The organism is Pseudomonas sp. MDT1-85 (assembly GCF_054898065.1).
Genome location: NZ_CM142715.1, coordinates 2,157,312 through 2,178,157 on the forward strand (window position 1 = coordinate 2,157,312; position 20,846 = coordinate 2,178,157).

General features: G+C 58.1%; 17 protein-coding genes. 12 read left to right on the plus strand and 5 right to left on the minus strand.

Features of this window, described 5'->3' with window-relative positions; all coding sequences use genetic code 11:
* Positions 1-10 precede the first annotated feature (10 nt).
* Positions 11-619 (minus strand): TetR/AcrR family transcriptional regulator, encoded by a 609-nt coding sequence (locus tag ACYZT2_RS09775; protein ID WP_461971672.1) that lies wholly within the window; start codon positions 617-619, stop codon positions 11-13.
* A gap of 134 nt (positions 620-753) precedes the next feature.
* Between ACYZT2_RS09775 and ACYZT2_RS09780 the strand changes: the two genes are divergently transcribed.
* Positions 754-1,668, plus strand: coding sequence for a DUF808 domain-containing protein (locus tag ACYZT2_RS09780; protein ID WP_461971674.1), 915 nt, complete (start codon positions 754-756; stop codon positions 1,666-1,668).
* A 168-nt stretch (positions 1,669-1,836) separates the two neighbouring features.
* Here the strand turns inward: ACYZT2_RS09780 and ACYZT2_RS09785 are convergent, their stop codons facing one another.
* Positions 1,837-2,625 carry an MlaA family lipoprotein gene (locus ACYZT2_RS09785; RefSeq protein ID WP_461971676.1) on the minus strand — a complete coding sequence of 263 codons (789 nt, stop codon included), beginning with the start codon at positions 2,623-2,625 and terminating at the stop codon, positions 1,837-1,839.
* Positions 2,618-3,916, minus strand: coding sequence for a serine/threonine protein kinase (locus ACYZT2_RS09790; RefSeq protein WP_461971678.1), 1,299 nt, complete (start codon positions 3,914-3,916; stop codon positions 2,618-2,620). The genes ACYZT2_RS09785 and ACYZT2_RS09790 overlap by 8 nt, the downstream gene beginning before the upstream one ends.
* A 224-nt stretch (positions 3,917-4,140) precedes the next feature.
* Between ACYZT2_RS09790 and ACYZT2_RS09795 the strand changes: the two genes are divergently transcribed.
* On the plus strand, positions 4,141-4,509 hold the full coding sequence (locus tag ACYZT2_RS09795; protein ID WP_461971680.1) for a hypothetical protein: 369 nt from the start codon (positions 4,141-4,143) through the stop codon (positions 4,507-4,509).
* 113 nt (positions 4,510-4,622) lie between these two features.
* On the opposite strand, the gene ACYZT2_RS09800 is transcribed toward ACYZT2_RS09795, so the two are convergent.
* Complete coding sequence (locus tag ACYZT2_RS09800; protein ID WP_461971682.1) at positions 4,623-6,218, minus strand: glycoside hydrolase family 17 protein; 1,596 nt, start codon at positions 6,216-6,218, stop codon at positions 4,623-4,625.
* A gap of 286 nt (positions 6,219-6,504) precedes the next feature.
* Here ACYZT2_RS09800 and ACYZT2_RS09805 point away from each other — a divergent pair, with 286 nt between their 5' ends.
* The 3 genes from ACYZT2_RS09805 (at position 6,505) to ACYZT2_RS09815 (ending at position 9,508) form a co-directional block, all read left to right on the plus strand.
* Positions 6,505-7,356, plus strand: a complete 852-nt coding sequence (locus ACYZT2_RS09805; protein ID WP_461971684.1) for a glycine betaine ABC transporter substrate-binding protein — start codon at positions 6,505-6,507, stop codon at positions 7,354-7,356.
* 185 nt (positions 7,357-7,541) lie between these two features.
* Entirely contained in the window at positions 7,542-7,853 is a 312-nt protein-coding gene (locus ACYZT2_RS09810; RefSeq protein ID WP_038979676.1) for a DUF485 domain-containing protein, read from the plus strand.
* On the plus strand, positions 7,850-9,508 hold the full coding sequence (locus ACYZT2_RS09815; protein ID WP_461971686.1) for a cation acetate symporter: 1,659 nt from the start codon (positions 7,850-7,852) through the stop codon (positions 9,506-9,508). The genes ACYZT2_RS09810 and ACYZT2_RS09815 overlap by 4 nt, the downstream gene beginning before the upstream one ends.
* A 365-nt stretch (positions 9,509-9,873) precedes the next feature.
* Here ACYZT2_RS09815 and gltA read toward each other — a convergent pair whose 3' ends face one another.
* Positions 9,874-11,163: a citrate synthase gene (gene gltA / locus ACYZT2_RS09820; protein ID WP_461971688.1), complete on the minus strand. Its 1,290-nt coding sequence runs from the start codon at positions 11,161-11,163 to the stop codon at positions 9,874-9,876.
* A 362-nt stretch (positions 11,164-11,525) separates the two neighbouring features.
* Between gltA and sdhC the strand changes: the two genes are divergently transcribed.
* The 7 genes from sdhC (at position 11,526) to lpdA (ending at position 20,666) form a co-directional block, all read left to right on the plus strand.
* On the plus strand, positions 11,526-11,900 hold the full coding sequence (gene sdhC, locus ACYZT2_RS09825) for a succinate dehydrogenase, cytochrome b556 subunit (protein WP_305448808.1): 375 nt from the start codon (positions 11,526-11,528) through the stop codon (positions 11,898-11,900).
* Positions 11,894-12,262 (plus strand): succinate dehydrogenase, hydrophobic membrane anchor protein, encoded by a 369-nt coding sequence (gene sdhD, locus ACYZT2_RS09830; protein ID WP_008071469.1) that lies wholly within the window; start codon positions 11,894-11,896, stop codon positions 12,260-12,262. The genes sdhC and sdhD overlap by 7 nt, the downstream gene beginning before the upstream one ends.
* A 3-nt stretch (positions 12,263-12,265) precedes the next feature.
* Positions 12,266-14,038: a succinate dehydrogenase flavoprotein subunit gene (gene sdhA / locus ACYZT2_RS09835; protein ID WP_461971691.1), complete on the plus strand. Its 1,773-nt coding sequence runs from the start codon at positions 12,266-12,268 to the stop codon at positions 14,036-14,038.
* An 11-nt stretch (positions 14,039-14,049) separates the two neighbouring features.
* Positions 14,050-14,754 (plus strand): succinate dehydrogenase iron-sulfur subunit, encoded by a 705-nt coding sequence (locus tag ACYZT2_RS09840; RefSeq protein WP_461971693.1) that lies wholly within the window; start codon positions 14,050-14,052, stop codon positions 14,752-14,754.
* A 276-nt stretch (positions 14,755-15,030) separates the two neighbouring features.
* Positions 15,031-17,862 (plus strand): 2-oxoglutarate dehydrogenase E1 component, encoded by a 2,832-nt coding sequence (locus ACYZT2_RS09845; protein WP_461971695.1) that lies wholly within the window; start codon positions 15,031-15,033, stop codon positions 17,860-17,862.
* Positions 17,863-17,904: 42 nt separating this feature from the next.
* Entirely contained in the window at positions 17,905-19,119 is a 1,215-nt protein-coding gene (odhB, locus tag ACYZT2_RS09850) for a 2-oxoglutarate dehydrogenase complex dihydrolipoyllysine-residue succinyltransferase (protein WP_461971698.1), read from the plus strand.
* 110 nt (positions 19,120-19,229) lie between these two features.
* Positions 19,230-20,666: a dihydrolipoyl dehydrogenase gene (gene lpdA / locus ACYZT2_RS09855; RefSeq protein ID WP_030131724.1), complete on the plus strand. Its 1,437-nt coding sequence runs from the start codon at positions 19,230-19,232 to the stop codon at positions 20,664-20,666.
* Positions 20,667-20,846: the final 180 nt, after the last annotated feature.

Sequence of the window (20,846 nt, forward strand, 5' to 3'; positions counted from 1 at the left end):
TCATCGCGGTCTACCCGTCCAACTCACACCCCTTGAGCACCAACCGGATAATCGTCTGCGCCGCCGCTTCATAATCGGCCTCGTCCAGCTTGGCCTTGCCGGTAACCGCAGAGATCTGCCAGTCGAAGTCGGCGTAGGTCTGGGTCGCGGCCCAGATGCTGAACATCAGATGGTTGGGGTCAATGGGGGCGATTTGGCCGCGGTCGATCCAGGTCTGGATGCAGTCGATGTTGTGCCTGGCCTGGCCGTTGAGTTGCTCGACCAGGTCGGGGCTCAGGTGGGGGGCGCCGTGCATGATTTCGCTGGCGAACACCTTGGAGGCGAAGGGCAGGTCACGGGAGATGCGGATTTTCGAGCGAATGTAGCCGCTCAGCACTTCGCTGGGCACGCCGTCGGCGTTGAACGGCGTCGAGGCCTGCAGAATCGGCTCGATGATGCTTTCCAGGACCTCGCGGTAGAGATTTTCCTTGGATTTGAAGTAGTAGTAGACGTTAGGCTTGGGTAGCCCTGCCTTGGCCGCGATGTCACTGGTTTTGGTCGCAGCGAAGCCCTTGTCGGCAAATTCTTCGCTGGCGGCACGCAGGATCAGTTCTTTGTTGCGCTCGCGGATAGTGCTCATAAACCAAGGAGTTCCTTGCCTGTTCTGGCGGTTGCGCATGGTAGCACCGGCCTCGCGCGACGCTCAAGAATGCCCCGTGTAGCCTCGGGTCGCGCTATGCTGCGCACCATTCATTCAAGAAGGAAACCTGATTCATGGCAGGAAGCAGTTTGCTGGTGCTGGTCGACGACATCGCCACCGTACTGGACGATGTGGCGTTGATGACCAAAATGGCCGCGAAGAAAACCGCTGGCGTGCTTGGCGACGATCTGGCGCTCAACGCCCAGCAGGTTTCCGGCGTGCGTGCCGAGCGGGAAATCCCGGTGGTGTGGGCGGTGGCCAAGGGCTCGTTCCTCAACAAGCTGATCCTGGTGCCGTCGGCCTTGGCCATCAGCGCGTTCATTCCGTGGCTGGTCACGCCATTGTTGATGGTCGGCGGCGCTTACCTGTGCTTCGAAGGTTTCGAGAAACTCGCCCACAAATTCCTGCACAGCAAAGCTGAAGATCAGGCTGAACACGCAGAATTGGTCGAGGCTGTAGCCAACCCTGCGGTCGATCTGGTGGCGTTCGAGAAGGACAAGATCAAAGGTGCGATCCGTACCGACTTCATCCTCTCGGCGGAAATCATCGCCATCACCCTTGGCACCGTGGCTGCCGCTTCGCTGACCCAGCAAGTGATCGTGCTCTCGGGCATCGCCATCGTCATGACCATCGGCGTCTACGGCCTGGTGGCCGGCATCGTCAAACTCGACGACCTCGGTCAGTGGCTGGCCCTGAAGCCCGGCCAGATGGCCAAAAGCATCGGCGGCGGGATTCTGCGTGCGGCGCCGTACATGATGAAAAGCCTGTCGGTGATCGGCACCGCGGCGATGTTTTTGGTCGGTGGCGGGATTCTGACCCACGGCGTGCCAGTGGTTCATCACTGGATCGAGAGTGTCAGCGCGAGTGCCGGTGGTGGCGGATTTATCGTGCCGACGTTGCTGAATGCGGTGGCCGGGATTGTGGCGGGCGCGGCGGTGTTGGTTGGGGTGATGGCTGTCAGCAAGGTTTGGAAAACGGTAAAAGCCTGAACTGTGGGAGCGAGCCTGCTCGCGATGAGGTCATAACATTCAACATCCATGTTGACTGTCAGACCGTTATCGCGAGCAGGCTCGCTCCCACAGTGGATTGTGGTGTGGCATGAATATGAAAAAGGCCATTCGGCGCAAATCGAATGGCCTTTTTTGTTGCCTTCGGAATTACTCGGCAACCTGCAGCTTGCGCGACTCGGTGTACACGTAACGCACCTTCTCATACTCGAACGGCGTGTTCAGCTGGCCGTAGCGGAAGCTGGTCTGATAGCGCTTGTCGATGATGCGCAGTGCCAGGACTTCCGGGTGGTTAGAGCTGACTTCGGAAACGTTCAGGAAGTTGATCGCCGATTCGGCCGTGTAATCGACCGCCAGGCCCGCGGTGTCACGCAGGTTCGACGGGCCGAGGATCGGCAGCACGAAGTAGGCGCCGCCCGGTACGCCGTAGAAGCCCAGGGTCTGGCCGAAGTCTTCGCTCTGGCGCGGCAGCCCCATGGAGGTGGCCGGATCCCACAGGCCGGCGACACCGATGGTGGTGTTGAGCAGCAGGCGCGCGGTGGTTTCCATCGAACGCTGCCCCTTGAATTGCAGCAGGCTGTTCATCAGGTTCGGTACATCGCCGACGTTGTTGAAGAAGTTGCTGACGCCGGTGCGCAGGAAACTTGGGGTGACGTAGCGATAACCGTTAACCACGGGCAGGAACACCCATTGGTCGAAACGGTAGTTGAAGTGGTAGACGCGGCGGTTCCACTCCTCCAGCGGGTCGTAGACGTTCAACGCGTTGAGCGTCGAGCGTTCGAACTCGCGCTGATCCAGCCCCGGGTTGAATTTGAGTTTGCTCAGCGGTTCCTTGAAGCCGTCACTATCGACCACCACAGGTGCATTGGCTTTGCTGTTGTCGGCGTTGGCGACGCCTGCACAGAGTAACGCTGCGATCAGCAGGGGGTATTTAGCCACGGAAAAACTCCAGCATGGCGTCGCTGTTGACGCGATAGTTGAGGTTGCCGCAATGGCCGCCCAATGGATAAACAGTCAAACGGTCGCCGAAGGTTCGGCGCAGAAACCCCAGGTCGCCAGGGCCGAGGATCACGTCGTCGGCGTTGTGCATGACGGCGATTTTCGGGCTGTCGTGCAGGTAATCCTTGAGTGCATACAGGCTGACCTGATCGATCAGTTGCAGCAGGCTGCCGCCGTCGGTGCGGGCACGCCACATCGGGATGACCTGTTCGGTCAGGTAGCAGTCGAAGTCGCATTGCAGTGCGCGTTTGAGGAACGGCGTGAGGGTGGTGCCTTCGGTGATCGGGTATTTCGGTGGCGTAATCAAGCCGCGGCGGTTGATCAGGTCCGAGGTGAAGGCGATGTCGGCCGCCGAGAAACGGAATGAAGTGCCAATCAGCATGGCCATCTGTTCGTTGCTCAAGTGCTGCTTGGACTGCTGGAAGTCATAGAGCAGGGCATCGTTGAGGTCGATGTAGCCCTTCTGTTGGAAGTAGCGGGTCAGTTTGTCCAGCACCAGCTCATAGAAGGTGGTGCTGTTGTTGATGCCCTTCACCTCTGTTTGAACCAGCTTGTCCAGGTTGGTGATCGATGTGTAAAGGTTGACCGGCGGGTTGAGCAACAAGACTTTCTTGAAATTGAAGCTGCGACGGGTTTCATCCAGATGCGCCACAAAGGCCGCATCCAGGGCACCGAGGCTATAGCCACTCAGGTAAAAGTCGGTGACCGGCAGTTTCGGGTTTTGCGCCCGCACGGCCTGCATCACGCGGTACATGTCTTCGGCATCTTCCTTGGTCACGCCGGGGGTGGCGAAACGCGAAGCAGCGGTCATGAAGTCGAAGCTGGTCGGCGACGACAGCTGCACCACGTGATAACCGGCTTTGTAGTAGAGCTTTTTCAGGTACTCGTTGAGGGTGCTGTCATAGCGTGCACCGGTGCCGGAAATCAGGAAGATCAACGGTGCCGCTTGATCTTGCGTGGCGATGCGGTAGGTGAGTTGCTTCACCGGCCAGAAGTTGTCCGGCAGGCTGAATTCACGCTCGGGACGCATCGTGACGCTGCGGTCCGACTGATTGATGTCGTCGTCCAGCGGCAATTCCGGGCGTAACTCCGGCGGTGTCGTGGCGATGGTCGCCTCGAACGGGTTGGTCAGGGGGTAGCCGTAACTGGCGGCATCAATGTCGGCCGCCAGTGCGGACGCACTTAAAAACAAGCCGCCAAACAGGGCGGCGCAGCGCAAGGAACGGAGCATGACTAGATCCCTTAGAGGAAGGTGCGGAATGAAGTTCCGCAGCCTATGACCATCGGATTTGCGCCAAAGTGCCATGATGGGCACTAAACAGGCCTGATTTCGGAGCAACGGTAGCGGGACGATACACTTTGCAGCTATTTCATGAACAGTTATCTGTTGATGTCACTTGCTTACCGCAGGCGGGGGATTAAGCTGGCCGCCGATTTCGTTTATTGGAGTGCTTCATGTCCCGCCGTTTACCCGTGATTCTGTTGCTCGTTCTTCTGCCATTGTGGCTGGCTGCCAGTTATGGCGCGCGTTATGGCTTCATGGAGGATGCTCAATGGGTCGGCATCTGCGTTGATGAGGCCAGCCGCTGGGAATGTCTGGTCCGGTCAAACCTGGGCCTGATGATTCATTTCAAGGTATTGGGTTGGACGGCATTGGCCGCCGCCGTGATCGGTTTTGTGCTGCCGGGGCGAGCGGGATGGTGGTTGGCGGTGCTGGCGCTGGTGTTCGGATTTCCGGCGCTGGCGTTGTACAACACCACGTTGGCGGTGTTTGCGGTAGTGATTGCGGCTTTGCGTCTGGTCCGGGCTTCTCGTAGCGCCTGATAGTCCGTCATCGCGAGCAGGCTCGCTCCCACATTCGACCGCATCTAGCATGAGAACGCGGTTACATGTGGGAGCGAGCTTGCTCGCGATGGGGCCGGTAGCCGCGCAGAAGATCAGCCCTTGCGAACCCGCAAGCTGCGCCACAACGCCGCCACCATCAACACACTCACCAGCGCCCAACCCCAGGCCTGCTGGTTCTGCAAACCTTCTTGATACAGTTGCGGCGCAATGCCGGCGCCGATAATGAAGGTCAGCAGGGCGATTTCCCGACGCGGTGCGCTGACCGGGCGGCACAGGTATACCAGCGCCGGCAGGATGAACGCGGCACTCGGGAAGCTGCGATAACGCGGGTCAAACACCAGCTCCAGCATCATCACCGCCGCGGCAAAACCTGCCGCTGCCAGCCACCAGCCGGCACGACGCTCCAGTGCATTGAAGGCGCGTTCACGCCAGCCGGTACGGGCACTCAAGGCCAGCGCGGCATGCGCCAGCACCAACAGATTCAGCCCCGTCAGCAAGGCGACCCACAGCCACTCACTGGCAAATCGGGTGGTGACACGGGCCAGATCGCCCCAGGCGCCAATCGAACAGGCCGCCAACGCGCCGAGCAGTGGCAGCACCCACGCCGCGCGGGTGCTGCGAACGCGACCGCCGATAATCAGCGTGCCGATGAAGATCAAACTACCCACCGCCAGCCATTGCGACCAATACGGTACGTTCGAGACGGGCCCGGCGAGCACACCCTTATCCTGACGATCGGCGTCGAACAGTCCCCAATAACCCCCGACCGCACCTTCACTGGCGCGTTTCCAGGGCTGGTCAAATGCCTCGATCAGGTTGTAATGCCAGCCTTGCTGTTCGGCCATGATCACAAAGCTACGAATGAACTTGGCTTCATTGACCCGGCTCGGCAAAGCGGTTTCGCGCTGACGGCCTTCGCTTGGCCAGCCAGTTTCACCGATCATCACGTCTTTGGGCGCAAATTTGTTGCCGAACACCTGGCGCACTTCGGCCACATGCTGCAGTGCCGCGTCGATGTTCGACGGATCATCTTCCCAGTACGGCAGCAAATGGATGGTCAGGAAGTCCACCGCCGGAGCGATTTCGGGGTGCTTGAGCCAGAATTCCCAGACGTCGGCGTAGGTCACCGGTTGTTTGACCTGGCTTTTGACCTTGTTAATCAGGGTCGCCAACTGTGGGCCGGTGACTTCCTTGCGCAGCAGGGTTTCGTTACCTACGATCACCGAGGTCACTACATCGGCGTTGGCATTCGCCGAGGCGATCAGCAGGTCGACTTCCTTGGCGGTGTCTACCGGGTTGCCGTTGACCCAGGCGCCGATCATCAGCTTCAAGCCGTGTTTGCGTGCCAGATCGGGCAGGGCCTCGAGGCCGGTCATGGAATAGGTGCGGATGCATTCGAACCGGGTTGCCAGCAGCGCGAGGTCGGCGTCCATACGCTCGGGGCGCAGTTTGAACGGTACATCGAACGGCGATTGGTCTTTGTCGAACGGGGTGTAGGAGGCACATTGCAGCTTGTGCGTTGCGCTGGCCACGTCGGGCAGGATCACCGGTTTGCCGAGTCCATACCAGAAGCCGCCGAGGGCAAAAAACCCCAGCAGGCAGGCAAATAAATAAGCAAAAAAAGGAAAGCGGGATGTCGCGGGCATGGTCAGGCCGTCTGGGAACAAAGCCGCGCATGTTACCTGCATTTGTCCCGGGCTTGGTGGCCTGCATAATTTTGACATGCAAAGTTCGGGCGGGGTGGCGGATGGATTGGCGACGGTTGCAATTAATGGCCTTCTGATGTCGTTTCTCGATGCCTTGAGGTCGCTGGCAGAGCAGGTGATCGTGGGCGTCAGGTTGATCATCCAATCGTCAGTACTCCGCTGATGTTTGAACGAGTTTGCGGTGAGGCGTGATGGGGGCGCTGTGCACCATAACAATACGTTGAGCGGCTCGGCATCCGTCGAGCGCAGCACTTTCGGGGAAGTAACGATGAAGATGCGACGACTCTTGGGCGCAGGTGCCGCTTTGGTGCTGGCGATCAGTTCTACGGTGGCCAGCGCTGAAGGCAAGGCAGTGACGATCGGTTATGTAGACGGCTGGTCGGACAGCGTCGCCACGACCAACGTGGCCGCCGAGGTGATCAGGCAGAAACTCGGTTATGACGTGAAGCTGCAAGCCGTTGCCACCGGGATCATGTGGCAGGGTGTGGCCACTGGCAAACTCGACGCCATGCTATCGGCGTGGCTGCCTGTGACGCACGGTGAATACTGGACCAAAAACAAGGATCAGGTCGTCGATTACGGCCCGAACTTCAAGGATGCGAAAATCGGCCTGATCGTGCCGGAGTACGTCAAGGCCAAGTCTATCGAGGATCTGAAAACCGACGACAGCTTCAAAAATCGTATCGTCGGCATCGATGCCGGTTCAGGCGTGATGCTCAAAACCGATCAGGCCATCAAGGATTACGGCCTGGACAACTACACCCTCAAGGCCAGTTCTGGCGCCGGCATGATTGCCGAGTTGACCCGTGCCGAGAAGAAAAATGAATCCATTGCCGTCACCGGTTGGGTGCCGCACTGGATGTTCGCCAAGTGGAAGCTGCGCTTCCTGGACGACCCGAAAGGCGTTTATGGCGCGGCTGAAACCGTGAACAGCATCGGTAGCAAAGAGCTGGCAACCAAAGCGCCGGAAGTTGCGAAGTTCCTGAAGAACTTCCAGTGGGCATCGAAAGACGAAATCGGCGAAGTCATGTTGGCGATTCAGGACGGCGCCAAGCCTGAAGCCGCAGCGAAGGATTGGGTGGCCAAACACCCGGATCGCGTTGCCGACTGGATCAAATGATTTAACCTGAGGCGTCTAGTCAGCACCTCTAAAGGCCCCTTGGCATTTATGCCAAGGGGCCTTTTGCTTTTTTATGTGGGAGCAACTGTCATGTCGTTCTAATACTAAGGTCGTCTGGAACCTGTCCCGCAGCCGCATAGAGTGGATACCGTTCCAACTAAATCTGTGCTGCGAGGATAAAAACAATGAACGACAGCATTTACCTCTCGATTCAAAACAGCTCGCGCTTCAAGGAGCTGGTCAGCAAGAGAGAACGATTCGCCTGGATTCTTTCAGCGATCATGCTTGGGCTGTACTCCGGATTCATCCTTTTGATTGCTTACGGGCCGCATATCCTGGGCGCGAAAATCAGCCCTGAGTCTTCGATTACCTGGGGCATTCCGATCGGTGTCGGGCTGATCATTTCGGCCTTTATCCTGACGGGCATCTACGTGCGACGCGCCAACGGCGAATTCGACGACTTGAACAATGCGATTCTCAAGGAGGCTCAGCAATGATCCGGCGTCTAATGGCTCTATTGAGCATCGCAGCGTTCGCACCTGGCGCCTGGGCGGCTGACGCCTTGACCGGTGCAGTGACCAAACAACCCCTGAACGTCGCGGCGATCCTGATGTTTGTGGCGTTCGTCGGCGCGACTTTATATATCACTTACTGGGCTTCCAAGAAAAACAACTCGGCCGCCGACTACTATGCGGCGGGCGGCAAGATCACCGGTTTCCAGAATGGTCTGGCGATTGCCGGTGACTACATGTCCGCGGCGTCCTTCCTGGGTATTTCCGCCCTGGTGTTCACCTCTGGCTACGACGGCCTGATCTACTCGATCGGCTTCCTGGTGGGCTGGCCGATCATTCTGTTCCTGATCGCCGAGCGCCTGCGCAACCTGGGCAAGTACACCTTTGCCGACGTGGCGTCCTACCGCCTGGGGCAAACCCAGATTCGCTCGTTGTCCGCTTGCGGTTCGCTGGTGGTGGTAGCGTTCTACCTGATCGCGCAAATGGTCGGTGCCGGCAAGCTGATTCAGCTGCTGTTCGGTCTCGACTATCACGTTGCGGTAATCCTGGTGGGTATCCTGATGTGCGCCTACGTGCTGTTCGGTGGCATGCTGGCGACTACTTGGGTACAGATCATCAAGGCTGTATTGCTGCTGTCCGGTGCCTCGTTCATGGCGCTGATGGTGATGAAGCACGTCAACTTCGACTTCAACGCGCTGTTCTCCGAGGCGATCAAGGTTCACCCTAAGGGTGAAGCGATCATGAGCCCGGGCGGCCTGGTGAAAGATCCGATCTCCGCCTTCTCCCTTGGTCTGGCGCTGATGTTCGGTACCGCTGGTCTGCCGCACATCCTGATGCGCTTCTTCACCGTGAGTGACGCGAAAGAAGCTCGTAAGAGTGTGTTGTATGCAACCGGCTTCATTGGCTACTTCTACATCCTGACCTTCATCATCGGCTTCGGCGCGATCCTGCTGGTCAGCACCAACCCGGCCTTCAAAGATGCGGCTGGCGCGCTGTTGGGCGGCAACAACATGGCGGCGGTGCACCTGTCCAACGCGGTCGGGGGCAGTATCTTCCTGGGCTTCATCTCGGCGGTGGCGTTCGCAACCATCCTGGCGGTGGTGGCGGGTCTGACCCTGGCCGGTGCTTCGGCGGTGTCCCATGACCTGTATGCCAGTGTGATCAAGAAGGGCAAGGCCAACGAGAAGGACGAGATCCGTGTCTCGAAAATCACCACCATCGCTCTGGCGGTGCTGGCGATCGGCCTGGGCATTCTGTTCGAGAAGCAGAACATCGCGTTCATGGTGGGCCTGGCGTTCTCCATCGCGGCGAGTTGTAACTTCCCGGTGCTGCTGCTTTCCATGTACTGGAAGAAGCTGACGACTCGCGGTGCGATGATCGGCGGATGGTTGGGTCTGATCAGTGCTGTTGGCTTGATGGTGTTGGGGCCAACCATTTGGGTGCAGATCCTGGGTCACGAGAAAGCGATCTTCCCGTACGAATACCCGGCACTGTTCTCCATGGCCATTGCGTTTGTCGGGATCTGGTTCTTCTCGGTCACTGACAAGTCCGCCGAGGGTGTGAACGAACGTGCGCTGTTCTTCCCGCAGTTCGTTCGTTCGCAGACCGGGTTGGGGGCGAGTGGGGCGGTTTCGCACTAAGGCTTTGAGTTTCTATATATAAGCTGAGCCACACAAAATGCCCCCGGTCGAGAGACTGGGGCATTTTTTATTGGGCGGTTATCGCACTCTGTATGGCTTTTCCGCAGAGGTGGCCTGTTCTTTGATCGGGTACATATCCGTTCCTGCGGTTATGGCCGCTTATGGTTTCGCTTTTACAGCGAGTCACTTTCGAAAAGCGCGAAAGTAACTCGCTGTAAAAGCGAAACCAATAGAAGCCGTTACCGCAGAAACGGATATGTACACAACCAAAGAGCCAGGCCCACAAGGCCCCACAAACAAAAACGGCCCCTATCTAAATAGAGGCCGTTTCCAGTACAGCTTAAGACGCTATCGCAAGACAGCTCTTATTCGCGATCTTCCAGCTTGATGATGTCACGCGACTCATAGCCGGTGTACAACTGACGCGGACGGCCAATCTTGTACGGGCTGGAGAGCATTTCCTTCCAGTGGGAAATCCAGCCGACAGTCCGCGCCAGGGCGAAGATCACGGTGAACATACTGGTCGGAATGCCGATCGCCTTGAGGATAATCCCCGAGTAGAAGTCGACGTTCGGGTACAGCGAGCGTTCGATGAAGTACGGGTCGGTCAGGGCGATCTCTTCCAGGCGCATGGCCAGTTCGAGTTGCGGATCGTTGGTAATACCCAGCTCTTTCAGTACTTCGTCGCAGGTCTGCTTCATGACGGTGGCGCGTGGGTCGCGGTTTTTGTAAACCCGGTGACCGAAGCCCATCAGTTTGAATGGATCACTCTTGTCCTTGGCCTTGGCGATGTACGTGTCGATGTTGGAAACATCGCCAATCTCGTCAAGCATGGTCAGAACGGCTTCGTTCGCACCGCCGTGGGCAGGGCCCCACAGTGCGGCGATACCGGCGGCGATACAGGCGAACGGGTTGGCCCCCGACGAACCGGCCAGACGTACGGTAGAAGTCGATGCGTTCTGCTCGTGGTCGGCATGAAGGATGAAGATCCGGTCCATGGCCTTGGCGAGTACCGGGCTGATCGGTTTGATCTCGCACGGGGTGTTGAACATCATGTGCAGGAAGTTTTCCGCGTACGACAAATCGTTGCGCGGGTACATCATGGGTTGGCCCATGGAGTACTTGTAAACCATTGCGGCCAGGGTCGGCATCTTGGCAACCAGGCGGATCGCGGAGATTTCGCGATGCTGCGGGTTATTGATGTCGAGGGAGTCGTGGTAGAAGGCCGAGAGGGCGCCCACTACGCCGCACATGACGGCCATCGGGTGGGCGTCGCGACGGAAGCCGTTGAAGAAGGTCTTCAACTGCTCGTGAACCATGGTGTGGTTCTTCACGGTGCCGACGAACTGGGCCTTCTGTTCTGCGGTCGGCAATTCGCCGTTCAGCAGCAGATAGCAGGTTTCCAGGTAGTCCGACTTTTCAGCCAGCTGTTCGATCGGGTAGCCGCGGTGCAGCAGAATGCCGTTGTCGCCGTCGATATAGGTGATCTTCGACTCGCAGGAGGCAGTCGACATGAAACCAGGGTCAAAGGTGAAACGGCCCGTGGCCGTCAGGCCCCGAACGTCGATAACATCGGGACCAACGGTGCCGGTTAAAATGGGCAGCTCGACGGGGGCTGCGCCCTCGATGATCAACTGCGCTTTTTTGTCAGCCATGTGGCCTCCTATTTATGCTTGAAATCATCAGACAGACCCCCCACGCAGGGCCCGCACCACTATAGTGAGATAAATTCGAATGTCAATTTGCCTAAAGTCTTGCTCCAGAAGGCTTTAACCGGACTTTTTCCTCGAAATTGACTGCCATTTACGCCTTTTATCCCGCTTGTGCAATCAGCTATTAGGGGAAGGTGAACGCGTTGTCATTAGTAGCCTAACTGTCTATACTCGGCCACCGACCGCCAGGGGCTTTTGGGCCTGCTTTATTGGGGGTCGCATCCCTGGGTGGTGGTTACCTGACCAGTGCACTCCCCAACAACTTTGCCCTGATTGTTAGGGGCTCTTCAGTGTGAAAAAAAGCCGTGAAAAGCCAACGACCTGTAAACCTAGACCTAAGGACCATCAAACTCCCCATCACCGGCGTTACGTCGTTTCTTCACCGTGTTTCCGGCATCATCCTCTTCCTGGGCCTTGGCTTCATGCTGTATGCATTGGGCAAGTCTCTGGGTTCCGAGGAAGGTTTTGCCGAGGTGAAGGCATGCTTGACCAGTCCGCTGGCCAAGTTCGTAGCATGGGGCCTCCTGTCCTCTCTTCTGTATCACCTGGTAGCCGGTGTGCGCCATTTGATTATGGATATGGGCATCGGTGAGACGCTGGAAGGCGGCAAACTGGGCTCGCAAATCATTATCGCCGTGTCTGCGGTGTTGATCGTTCTGGCGGGAGTTTGGATATGGTAACCAGCGTTACGAACCTGTCGCGTTCGGGCCTCTATGACTGGATGGCACAGCGTGTGTCTGCGGTCGTTCTCGCGGCTTATTTCATCTTCCTGATCGGATACCTCGTCGCGAATCCAGGCATTGGCTACGACCAATGGCATGCCCTGTTCGCCCACAACGGGATGCGTATCTTCAGTCTGCTGGCCCTTGTAGCCCTGGGGGCTCACGCCTGGGTCGGCATGTGGACCATCGCGACTGACTACCTGACGCCGATGGCGCTGGGCAAGTCCGCGACTGCAGTACGTTTCCTTTTCCAGGCAGTATGCGGCGTTGCGATGTTCGCTTACTTCGTCTGGGGTGTGCAGATTCTCTGGGGTATCTGATCCATGGCTAACATTCCAACGATTTCTTTCGACGCCATCATTATTGGTGGCGGCGGTGCCGGCATGCGCGCAGCGCTGCAACTGGCACAGGGCGGTCACAAGACTGCCGTGATCACCAAGGTTTTCCCGACCCGTTCGCACACCGTGTCGGCCCAGGGCGGCATCACCTGCGCCATCGCGTCTGCCGATCCGAACGATGACTGGCGCTGGCACATGTACGATACCGTCAAGGGTTCCGACTACATCGGTGACCAGGACGCGATCGAATACATGTGTCAGGAAGGCCCGGCTGCAGTTTTCGAACTGGACCACATGGGTATGCCGTTCTCCCGTACCGAACAGGGCCGTATCTACCAGCGTCCATTCGGCGGTCAGTCGAAGGATTACGGTAAAGGTGGCCAGGCCGCCCGTACCTGCGCCGCTTCCGACCGTACCGGTCACGCGCTGCTGCACACCCTTTATCAGGGCAACCTGAAAGCCGGCACCACATTCCTTAACGAGTACTATGCTGTTGATCTGGTGAAAAACCAGGACGGTGCATTCGTTGGTGTGATTGCCATCTGCATCGAAACCGGTGAAACCACCTACATCCGCGCCAAGGCTACTGTATTGGCCACCGGCGGTGCAGGTCGTATCTACGCATCCACCACCAACGCGCTGATCAACACCGGTGACGGCATTGGTATGGCGCTGCGTGCTGGCGTACCGGTACAAGACATCGAAATGTGGCAGTTCCACCCGACCGGCATCGCCGGCGCCGGTGTGCTGGTTACTGAAGGTTGCCGTGGTGAAGGTGGTTACCTGATCAACAAGCACGGCGAGCGTTTCATGGAGCGTTATGCTCCGAACGCCAAAGACCTTGCCGGTCGTGACGTTGTTGCCCGTTCGATGGTTAAGGAAATCATCGCCGGCAACGGTTGCGGTCCGAATGGCGACCACGTGATGCTCAAACTCGACCACCTGGGCGAGGAAGTGCTGCACAGCCGTCTGCCAGGCATCTGCGAATTGTCCAAGACTTTCGCACACGTCGACCCGGTGGTCGCTCCGGTTCCCGTCGTTCCGACCTGCCACTATATGATGGGCGGCGTTGCCACCAACATTCATGGTCAGGCGATGACTCAGGACGCCGACGGCGTAGACACTATCATCCCAGGCCTGTTCGCGGTCGGTGAAGTGGCTTGCGTATCGGTTCACGGTGCCAACCGTCTGGGCGGCAACTCGTTGCTCGACCTGGTGGTCTTCGGTCGTGCCGCAGGTCTGCACCTGGAAAAAGCGCTGACCGACGGTATCGAATACCGCGACGCCACCGACACCGACATCGATGTGGCACTGGCGCGTCTGGCCAGCCTCAACGAGCGTACCGAAGGTGAAGACGTGGCAACCCTGCGTCGTGAACTGCAAAACTGCATGCAGAACTACTTCGGTGTGTTCCGTACCGGCGAATACATGCAGAAGGGTATTGCTCAGCTGGCTGATCTGCGTGGCCGTATCGCCAACGTCAAGATCAACGACAAGAGCCAGGCGTTCAACACTGCGCGTATCGAGGCACTGGAACTGCAGAACCTGCTGGAAGTGGCCGAAGCCACCGCCATCGCTGCAGAAGTGCGCAAAGAGTCCCGCGGTGCTCACGCCCGTGAAGACTTCGAAGACCGTGACGACGAAAACTGGCTGTGCCACACCCTGTACTTCCCGGGTGACAAGCGCGTCACCAAGCGTGCTGTGAACTTCTCGCCGAAGACTGTTCCGACTTTTGAACCTAAGATTCGGACTTATTAAGGGTGGCCGCCATGTTGCAAGTCAGTGTTTATCGTTACAACCCTGATCAGGACGCTGCGCCGTTCATGCAGGAATTCCAGGTTGATACCGGTGGTAAAGACCTGATGGTGCTGGACGTACTGGCCCTGATCAAAGAGCAGGACGAAGGTTTCTCCTATCGTCGCTCTTGCCGTGAAGGTGTTTGCGGTTCCGACGGCATGAACATCAACGGCAAGAACGGTCTGGCGTGCATCACGCCGCTGTCTGCCGTTGTAAAACGTAACAAGTTGATCGTTCGTCCATTGCCAGGTTTGCCGGTTATCCGTGACCTGGTCGTCGATATGAGCATCTTCTACAAGCAATACGAAAAGGTTAAGCCATACCTGCAGAACGACACGCCGGCTCCGGCCATCGAGCGTCTGCAGTCCCCTGAAGAGCGTGAAAAGCTCGACGGTCTGTACGAGTGCATCCTGTGCGCTTGCTGCTCGACCTCGTGCCCGTCCTTCTGGTGGAACCCGGACAAGTTCCTGGGGCCGGCTGCTCTGCTGCAAGCGTACCGCTTCCTGGCCGACAGCCGCGACACCAAGACATCCGAGCGTCTGGCTTCGCTGGATGACCCGTTCAGCGTATTCCGCTGCCGGGGCATCATGAACTGCGTCAACGTTTGTCCGAAAGGCCTGAACCCGACCAAGGCCATCGGTCACATCCGTAACATGTTGCTTTCAAGCGGCGTGTGATTCAGCTGCTGTAACCCGGCTGTTGTAAAAGTAGGACCGCTGTACCCGTAGATGCTGCGGCGCAGGCTTCAACCGGCGCCGTAGTTTTAACCTGGGCAGCAGCTTAAAAGGCTGCCGCTCTTATTTTGAAGAAATGAGACAAGCAGGGGCATCCGGGCTGGTACCCGGACTATCAGCGTGATCCTAAGTGGCTTGTTTTAGTCGCTGCATTCGGACTTCTGCAAGTTTGCTCGGTGTCGACGCCGGTGGTGTTCCCCTAACCGAGGGTGACCAAGCATGCAAGAAAGCGTGATGCAGCGCATGTGGAACAGCGCCTACCTATCCGGTAGTAACGCTGCCTATGTGGAAGAGCTCTACGAGCTCTACCTGCACGACCCTAACGCTGTGCCAGAAGAGTGGCGCACCTACTTCCAGAAGTTGCCTGCTGACGGCAACCCTGCCACCGATGTTTCGCACTCCACAATTCGCGATCATTTCGTCTTGCTGGCAAAGAACCAGCGCCGCGCCCAACCGGTTTCCGCCGGCAGCGTGAGCAGTGAGCACGAGAAGAAGCAAGTTGAAGTGTTGCGATTGATCCAGGCCTACCGTATGCGTGGCCACCAGGCAGCCCAGCTTGACCCGCTGGGGCTGTGGCAGCGTCCTGCACCTGCAGACCTGTCGATCAATCATTACGGCTTGACCAATGCCGATCTTGATACGACCTTCCGTGCCGGCGACCTGTTCATCGGCAAAGAGGAGGCGAGCCTACGCGAAATTCACGAAGCGTTGCAGCAGACATATTGCCGCACCATCGGCGCTGAATTTACGCATATCACCGATTCCGAGCAGCGCCAGTGGTTCCAGCAGCGTCTGGAAAGCGTGCGCGGCCGTCCGACGTACTCCGCCGACATCAAGGGCCACCTGCTCGAACGCGTCACCGCCGGCGAAGGTCTTGAAAAATACCTCGGGACCAAATACCCGGGTACCAAGCGTTTCGGTCTGGAAGGCGGCGAGAGCCTGATTCCGATGCTCGACGAGCTGATCCAGCGTTCCGGCTCCTACGGCACCAAGGAAATCGTCATCGGCATGGCCCACCGTGGTCGTCTGAACGTACTGGTCAACACCTTCGGCAAGAACCCGCGCGAGCTGTTCGACGAGTTCGAAGGCAAGAAGAAGGTCGAGCTGGGGTCCGGTGACGTTAAATATCACCAGGGCTTCTCGTCCAACGTGATGACCACCGGCGGTGAAGTTCATTTGGCCATGGCGTTCAACCCCTCCCACCTGGAAATCGTTTCCCCGGTGGTCGAGGGTTCGGTTCGCGCCCGTCAGGATCGTCGTAACGACCCTACCGGCGAGAAGGTTTTGCCGATCTCCATCCACGGTGACGCGGCATTCGCCGGTCAGGGTGTGGTGATGGAAACCTTCCAGATGTCGCAGACCCGCGGTTTCAAGACCGGCGGCACTGTGCACATCGTGATCAACAACCAGGTCGGTTTCACCATCAGCAACCCGCTGGACTCGCGCTCCACCGAGTACGCGACCGACGTTGCGAAGATGATCCAGGCGCCGATCCTCCATGTGAATGGTGATGATCCGGAGGCCGTGTTGTTCGTGACCCAGCTGGCCATCGACTACCGCATGCAGTTCAAGCGTGACGTGGTGATCGACCTGGTCTGCTACCGTCGTCGCGGCCATAACGAGGCCGACGAGCCTAGCGGCACCCAGCCAATCATGTATCAGCAGATCACCAAACAGCGCACCACCCGTGAGCTGTATGCCGATCGTCTGACCCAGGGCGGTGTGCTGGACGCAGAGCGTGTTCAGGCGAAAGTCGACGAATACCGCAATGCACTGGACAACGGTCTGCACGTAGTAAAAAGCCTGGTCAAAGAGCCGAACAAAGAGTTGTTTGTGGACTGGCGTCCGTATCTGGGCCACGCCTGGACCGCGCGTCACGACACTCGCTTCGATCTGAAAACCTTGCAGGAACTGTCCGCCAAGCTGCTGGAAATTCCGGAAGGCTTCGTGGTTCAGCGCCAGGTCTCGAAAATCTACGAAGACCGTCAGAAAATGCAAGCCGGCGGCCTGCCGATCAACTGGGGTTACGCCGAAACCATGGCGTACGCGACCCTGGCGTTCGAAGGTCACCCGATTCGCATGACGGGTCAGGACATCGGTCGCGGTACGTTCTCGCACCGTCACGCTGTCTTGCACAACCAGAAAGACGCGGGTACCTACGTCCCGCTGCAAAACCTGTACAAGGGCCAGCCACGTTTCGACCTGTACGATTCGTTCCTGTCTGAAGAAGCCGTGCTGGCGTTCGAATACGGTTACTCGACCACCACGCCTGAGGCGCTGGTGATCTGGGAAGCCCAGTTCGGCGACTTCGCCAACGGTGCCCAAGTGGTCATCGACCAGTTCATCACCAGTGGCGAGCACAAGTGGGGTCGTCTCTGCGGTCTGACCATGCTGCTGCCGCACGGTTATGAAGGTCAGGGGCCGGAGCACTCTTCGGCTCGTCTGGAGCGTTACCTGCAGCTGTGCGCCGAGCACAATATTCAGGTAGCCGTGCCGACTACGCCGGCTCAGATCTACCACTTGCTGCGTCGTCAGGTGATTCGCCCGCTGCGCAAGCCGTTGATCGTTCTGACTCCGAAGTCGCTGCTGCGTCACAAACTGGCCATCTCGACCCTGGAAGATCTGGCCGAAGGTTCGTTCCAGACCGTTATTGCGGAAATCGATGCCCTGGACCCGAAAAAGGTCGAGCGCGTTGTTCTGTGTAGCGGCAAGGTCTACTACGACCTGCTGGAAAAACGCCGTGCCGAAGGTCGTGATGACATCGCCATCGTGCGTATCGAGCAGCTGTACCCATTCCCTGAGGACGACTTGAACGAAGTCCTGGCTCCGTACACCAACCTCAAACATATCGTTTGGTGTCAGGAAGAGCCGATGAACCAGGGTGCCTGGTACTGCAGCCAACACCACATGCGCCGCATCGTTGGCAATCACGACAAGTCTCTCGTACTCGAATACGCGGGCCGTGATGCTTCTGCTGCACCTGCTTGTGGTTACGCATCGATGCACGCTGAGCAGCAGGAACAACTGCTGCAAGACGCCTTTACTGTTTAACGCCTTCGCGCACCTGAAACCGAATTTAAGGACTCACAGATAATGGCTATCGAAATCAAAGCCCCCACTTTCCCGGAATCGGTTGCCGATGGCACCGTTGCCACCTGGCACAAAAAACCGGGAGACGCCGTCAAGCGTGACGAACTGATCGTCGACATCGAAACCGACAAAGTCGTACTGGAAGTGTTGGCTACCGCTGACGGCGTGCTGGGCGCTATCGTCAAGAACGAAGGCGACACCGTTCTGTCCGACGAAGTTCTGGGCTCCATCGGTGAGGGCAGTGCTGCTGCCGCTGCTCCAGCCGCTGCTGCTGCACCTGCTGCCGCTGCTCCAGCCGAAGCGGGCGAAGACGATCCTGTTGCTGCACCGGCTGCTCGCAAGCTGGCTGAAGAAAACGGCATCAACATCGCTTCCGTTGCCGGCACTGGCAAAGGCGGTCGTGTGACCAAGGAAGACGTGGTAGCAGCTGTTGCCGCCAAGAAAGCCGCTCCGGCTGCCGCACCTGCCAAGGCTGCTGCACCTGCTGCCGCTGCCCCGGTATTCGCTGCCGGTGATCGCGTAGAAAAACGCGTACCGATGACCCGCGTGCGGGCCACCGTTGCCAAGCGTCTGGTTGAAGCTCAATCGAACATGGCGATGCTGACCACTTTCAACGAAGTCGACATGACCGAAGTCATGGCGTTGCGTTCGAAGTACAAGGATCTCTTTGAGAAGAGCCATAATGGTGTGCGCCTGGGCTTCATGTCGTTCTTCGTGAAAGCGGCCACCGAAGCGCTGAAACGCTTCCCGGCTGTCAACGCGTCGATCGACGGTGCCGACATCGTTTACCACGGTTATGCCGACGTTGGTGTTGCTGTTTCCAGCGATCGCGGCCTGGTTGTACCGGTTCTGCGTAACGCCGAACTGATGAGCCTGGCTGAAATCGAAGGCGGCATCGCCACCTTCGGCAAGAAGGCTCGTGACGGCAAGCTGTCGATGGACGAAATGACCGGTGGTACGTTCACCATCACCAACGGTGGTACTTTCGGTTCGATGATGTCGACCCCGATCGTCAACCCGCCACAAGCGGCCATCCTGGGCATGCACAACATTCTGCAGCGTCCTATGGCGATCAACGGTCAAGTCGTTATTCGTCCGATGATGTACCTCGCTCTGTCCTACGATCACCGTTTGATCGACGGCAAAGAAGCTGTGACCTTCCTGGTTACCATCAAGAACCTGCTGGAAGACCCGGCTCGTTTACTGCTGGATATCTGATTTCGTTGCACGGGCCGTTCAGTGATGAGCGGCTCTTCTGTAATGACCAGCTTCGTCCCACGACGGTCCTCAAAAGGGATCGTCCGGTTTGATTCGAGAAGGAATGACACATGACTCAGAAATTCGACGTGGTAGTGATTGGTGCGGGCCCTGGCGGCTACGTGGCTGCCATTAAAGCAGCGCAACTGGGCCTCTCCACTGCCTGCATCGAGAAATACACCGACAAGGAAGGCAAACTGGCCCTCGGCGGTACTTGCCTGAACGTCGGCTGCATTCCCTCCAAGGCGCTGCTGGACAGCTCCTGGAAATACAAGGAAGCCAAAGAAGGCTTCGCGATCCACGGTATCAACCACGCTGGCGTGACCATGGACGTGGCAGCGATGGTCGGCCGTAAATCCACCATCGTCAAAGGCCTGACCTCGGGTGTTGCCACCCTGTTCAAGGCTAACGGTGTGACCTCGATCCAGGGCCACGGCAAACTGCTGGCCGGCAAGAAAGTCGAAGTCACCAAGCCTGACGGTTCGGTAGAAATCATTGAAGCCGAAAACGTGATTCTGGCTCCAGGTTCGCGTCCGATCGACATTCCACCGGCTCCGGTCGACCAGAATGTGATCGTCGACTCCACCGGCGCTCTGGAATTCCAATCGGTTCCAAAACGTCTGGGCGTGATTGGCGCTGGCGTGATCGGTCTGGAACTGGGTTCGGTCTGGTCCCGTCTGGGCGCAGAAGTGACGGTTCTCGAAGCGCTGGACACCTTCCTGATGGCCGCTGACGCTGCCGTTTCCAAGGAAGCGCTGAAAACCCTGACCAAACAAGGTCTGGACATCAAGCTGGGTGCTCGCGTTACCGGTTCCAAAGTGAACGGCGACGAAGTCGTTGTGAACTACACCGATGCCAACGGCGAACAGAACATCACTTTCGACAAGCTGATCGTAGCCGTTGGTCGCCGTCCGGTGACCACTGATCTGCTGGCTGCTGATTGCGGCGTGACCCTGGACGAGCGCGGTTTCGTGCACGTTGACGATCACTGCGCCACCACCGTACCGGGCGTTTACGCCATCGGTGACGTGGTTCGCGGCATGATGCTGGCACACAAAGCCTCGGAAGAGGGCATCATGGTCGTTGAGCGCATCAAGGGCCACAAAGCCCAGATGAACTATGATTTGATCCCGTCAGTTATTTATACTCACCCGGAAATCGCGTGGGTCGGCAAAACCGAGCAGACCTTGAAGGCTGAAGGCGTTGAAGTTAACGTTGGCACCTTCCCGTTCGCAGCCAGTGGCCGTGCCATGGCAGCCAACGACACCGGCGGTTTCGTGAAAGTCATTGCTGATGCCAAGACTGACCGCGTATTGGGCGTCCACGTGATTGGCCCGAGCGCTGCAGAACTGGTTCAGCAGGGCGCGATCGGTATGGAATTCGGCACCAGCGCTGAAGACCTGGGCATGATGGTTTTCTCCCATCCGACCCTGTCTGAAGCCTTGCACGAAGCAGCTTTGGCTGTGAATGGCGGCGCCATCCACATCGCCAACCGCAAGAAGCGTTAAGACAATAAGAAACCACGGCGGTACGGCCCGTCGTGAGCCTTGCATGCAAGACTCACCGCGGAATGTCCGCTGGACGCAGTCTTGTGTAGCTGCACCGGGTATCCGGAAAGGCTACGCAAGCAGCAGTCACAGGTGGTGCGGCACTTGAACAAGTGCAGCACCGAATGCGCAGTACCTAAC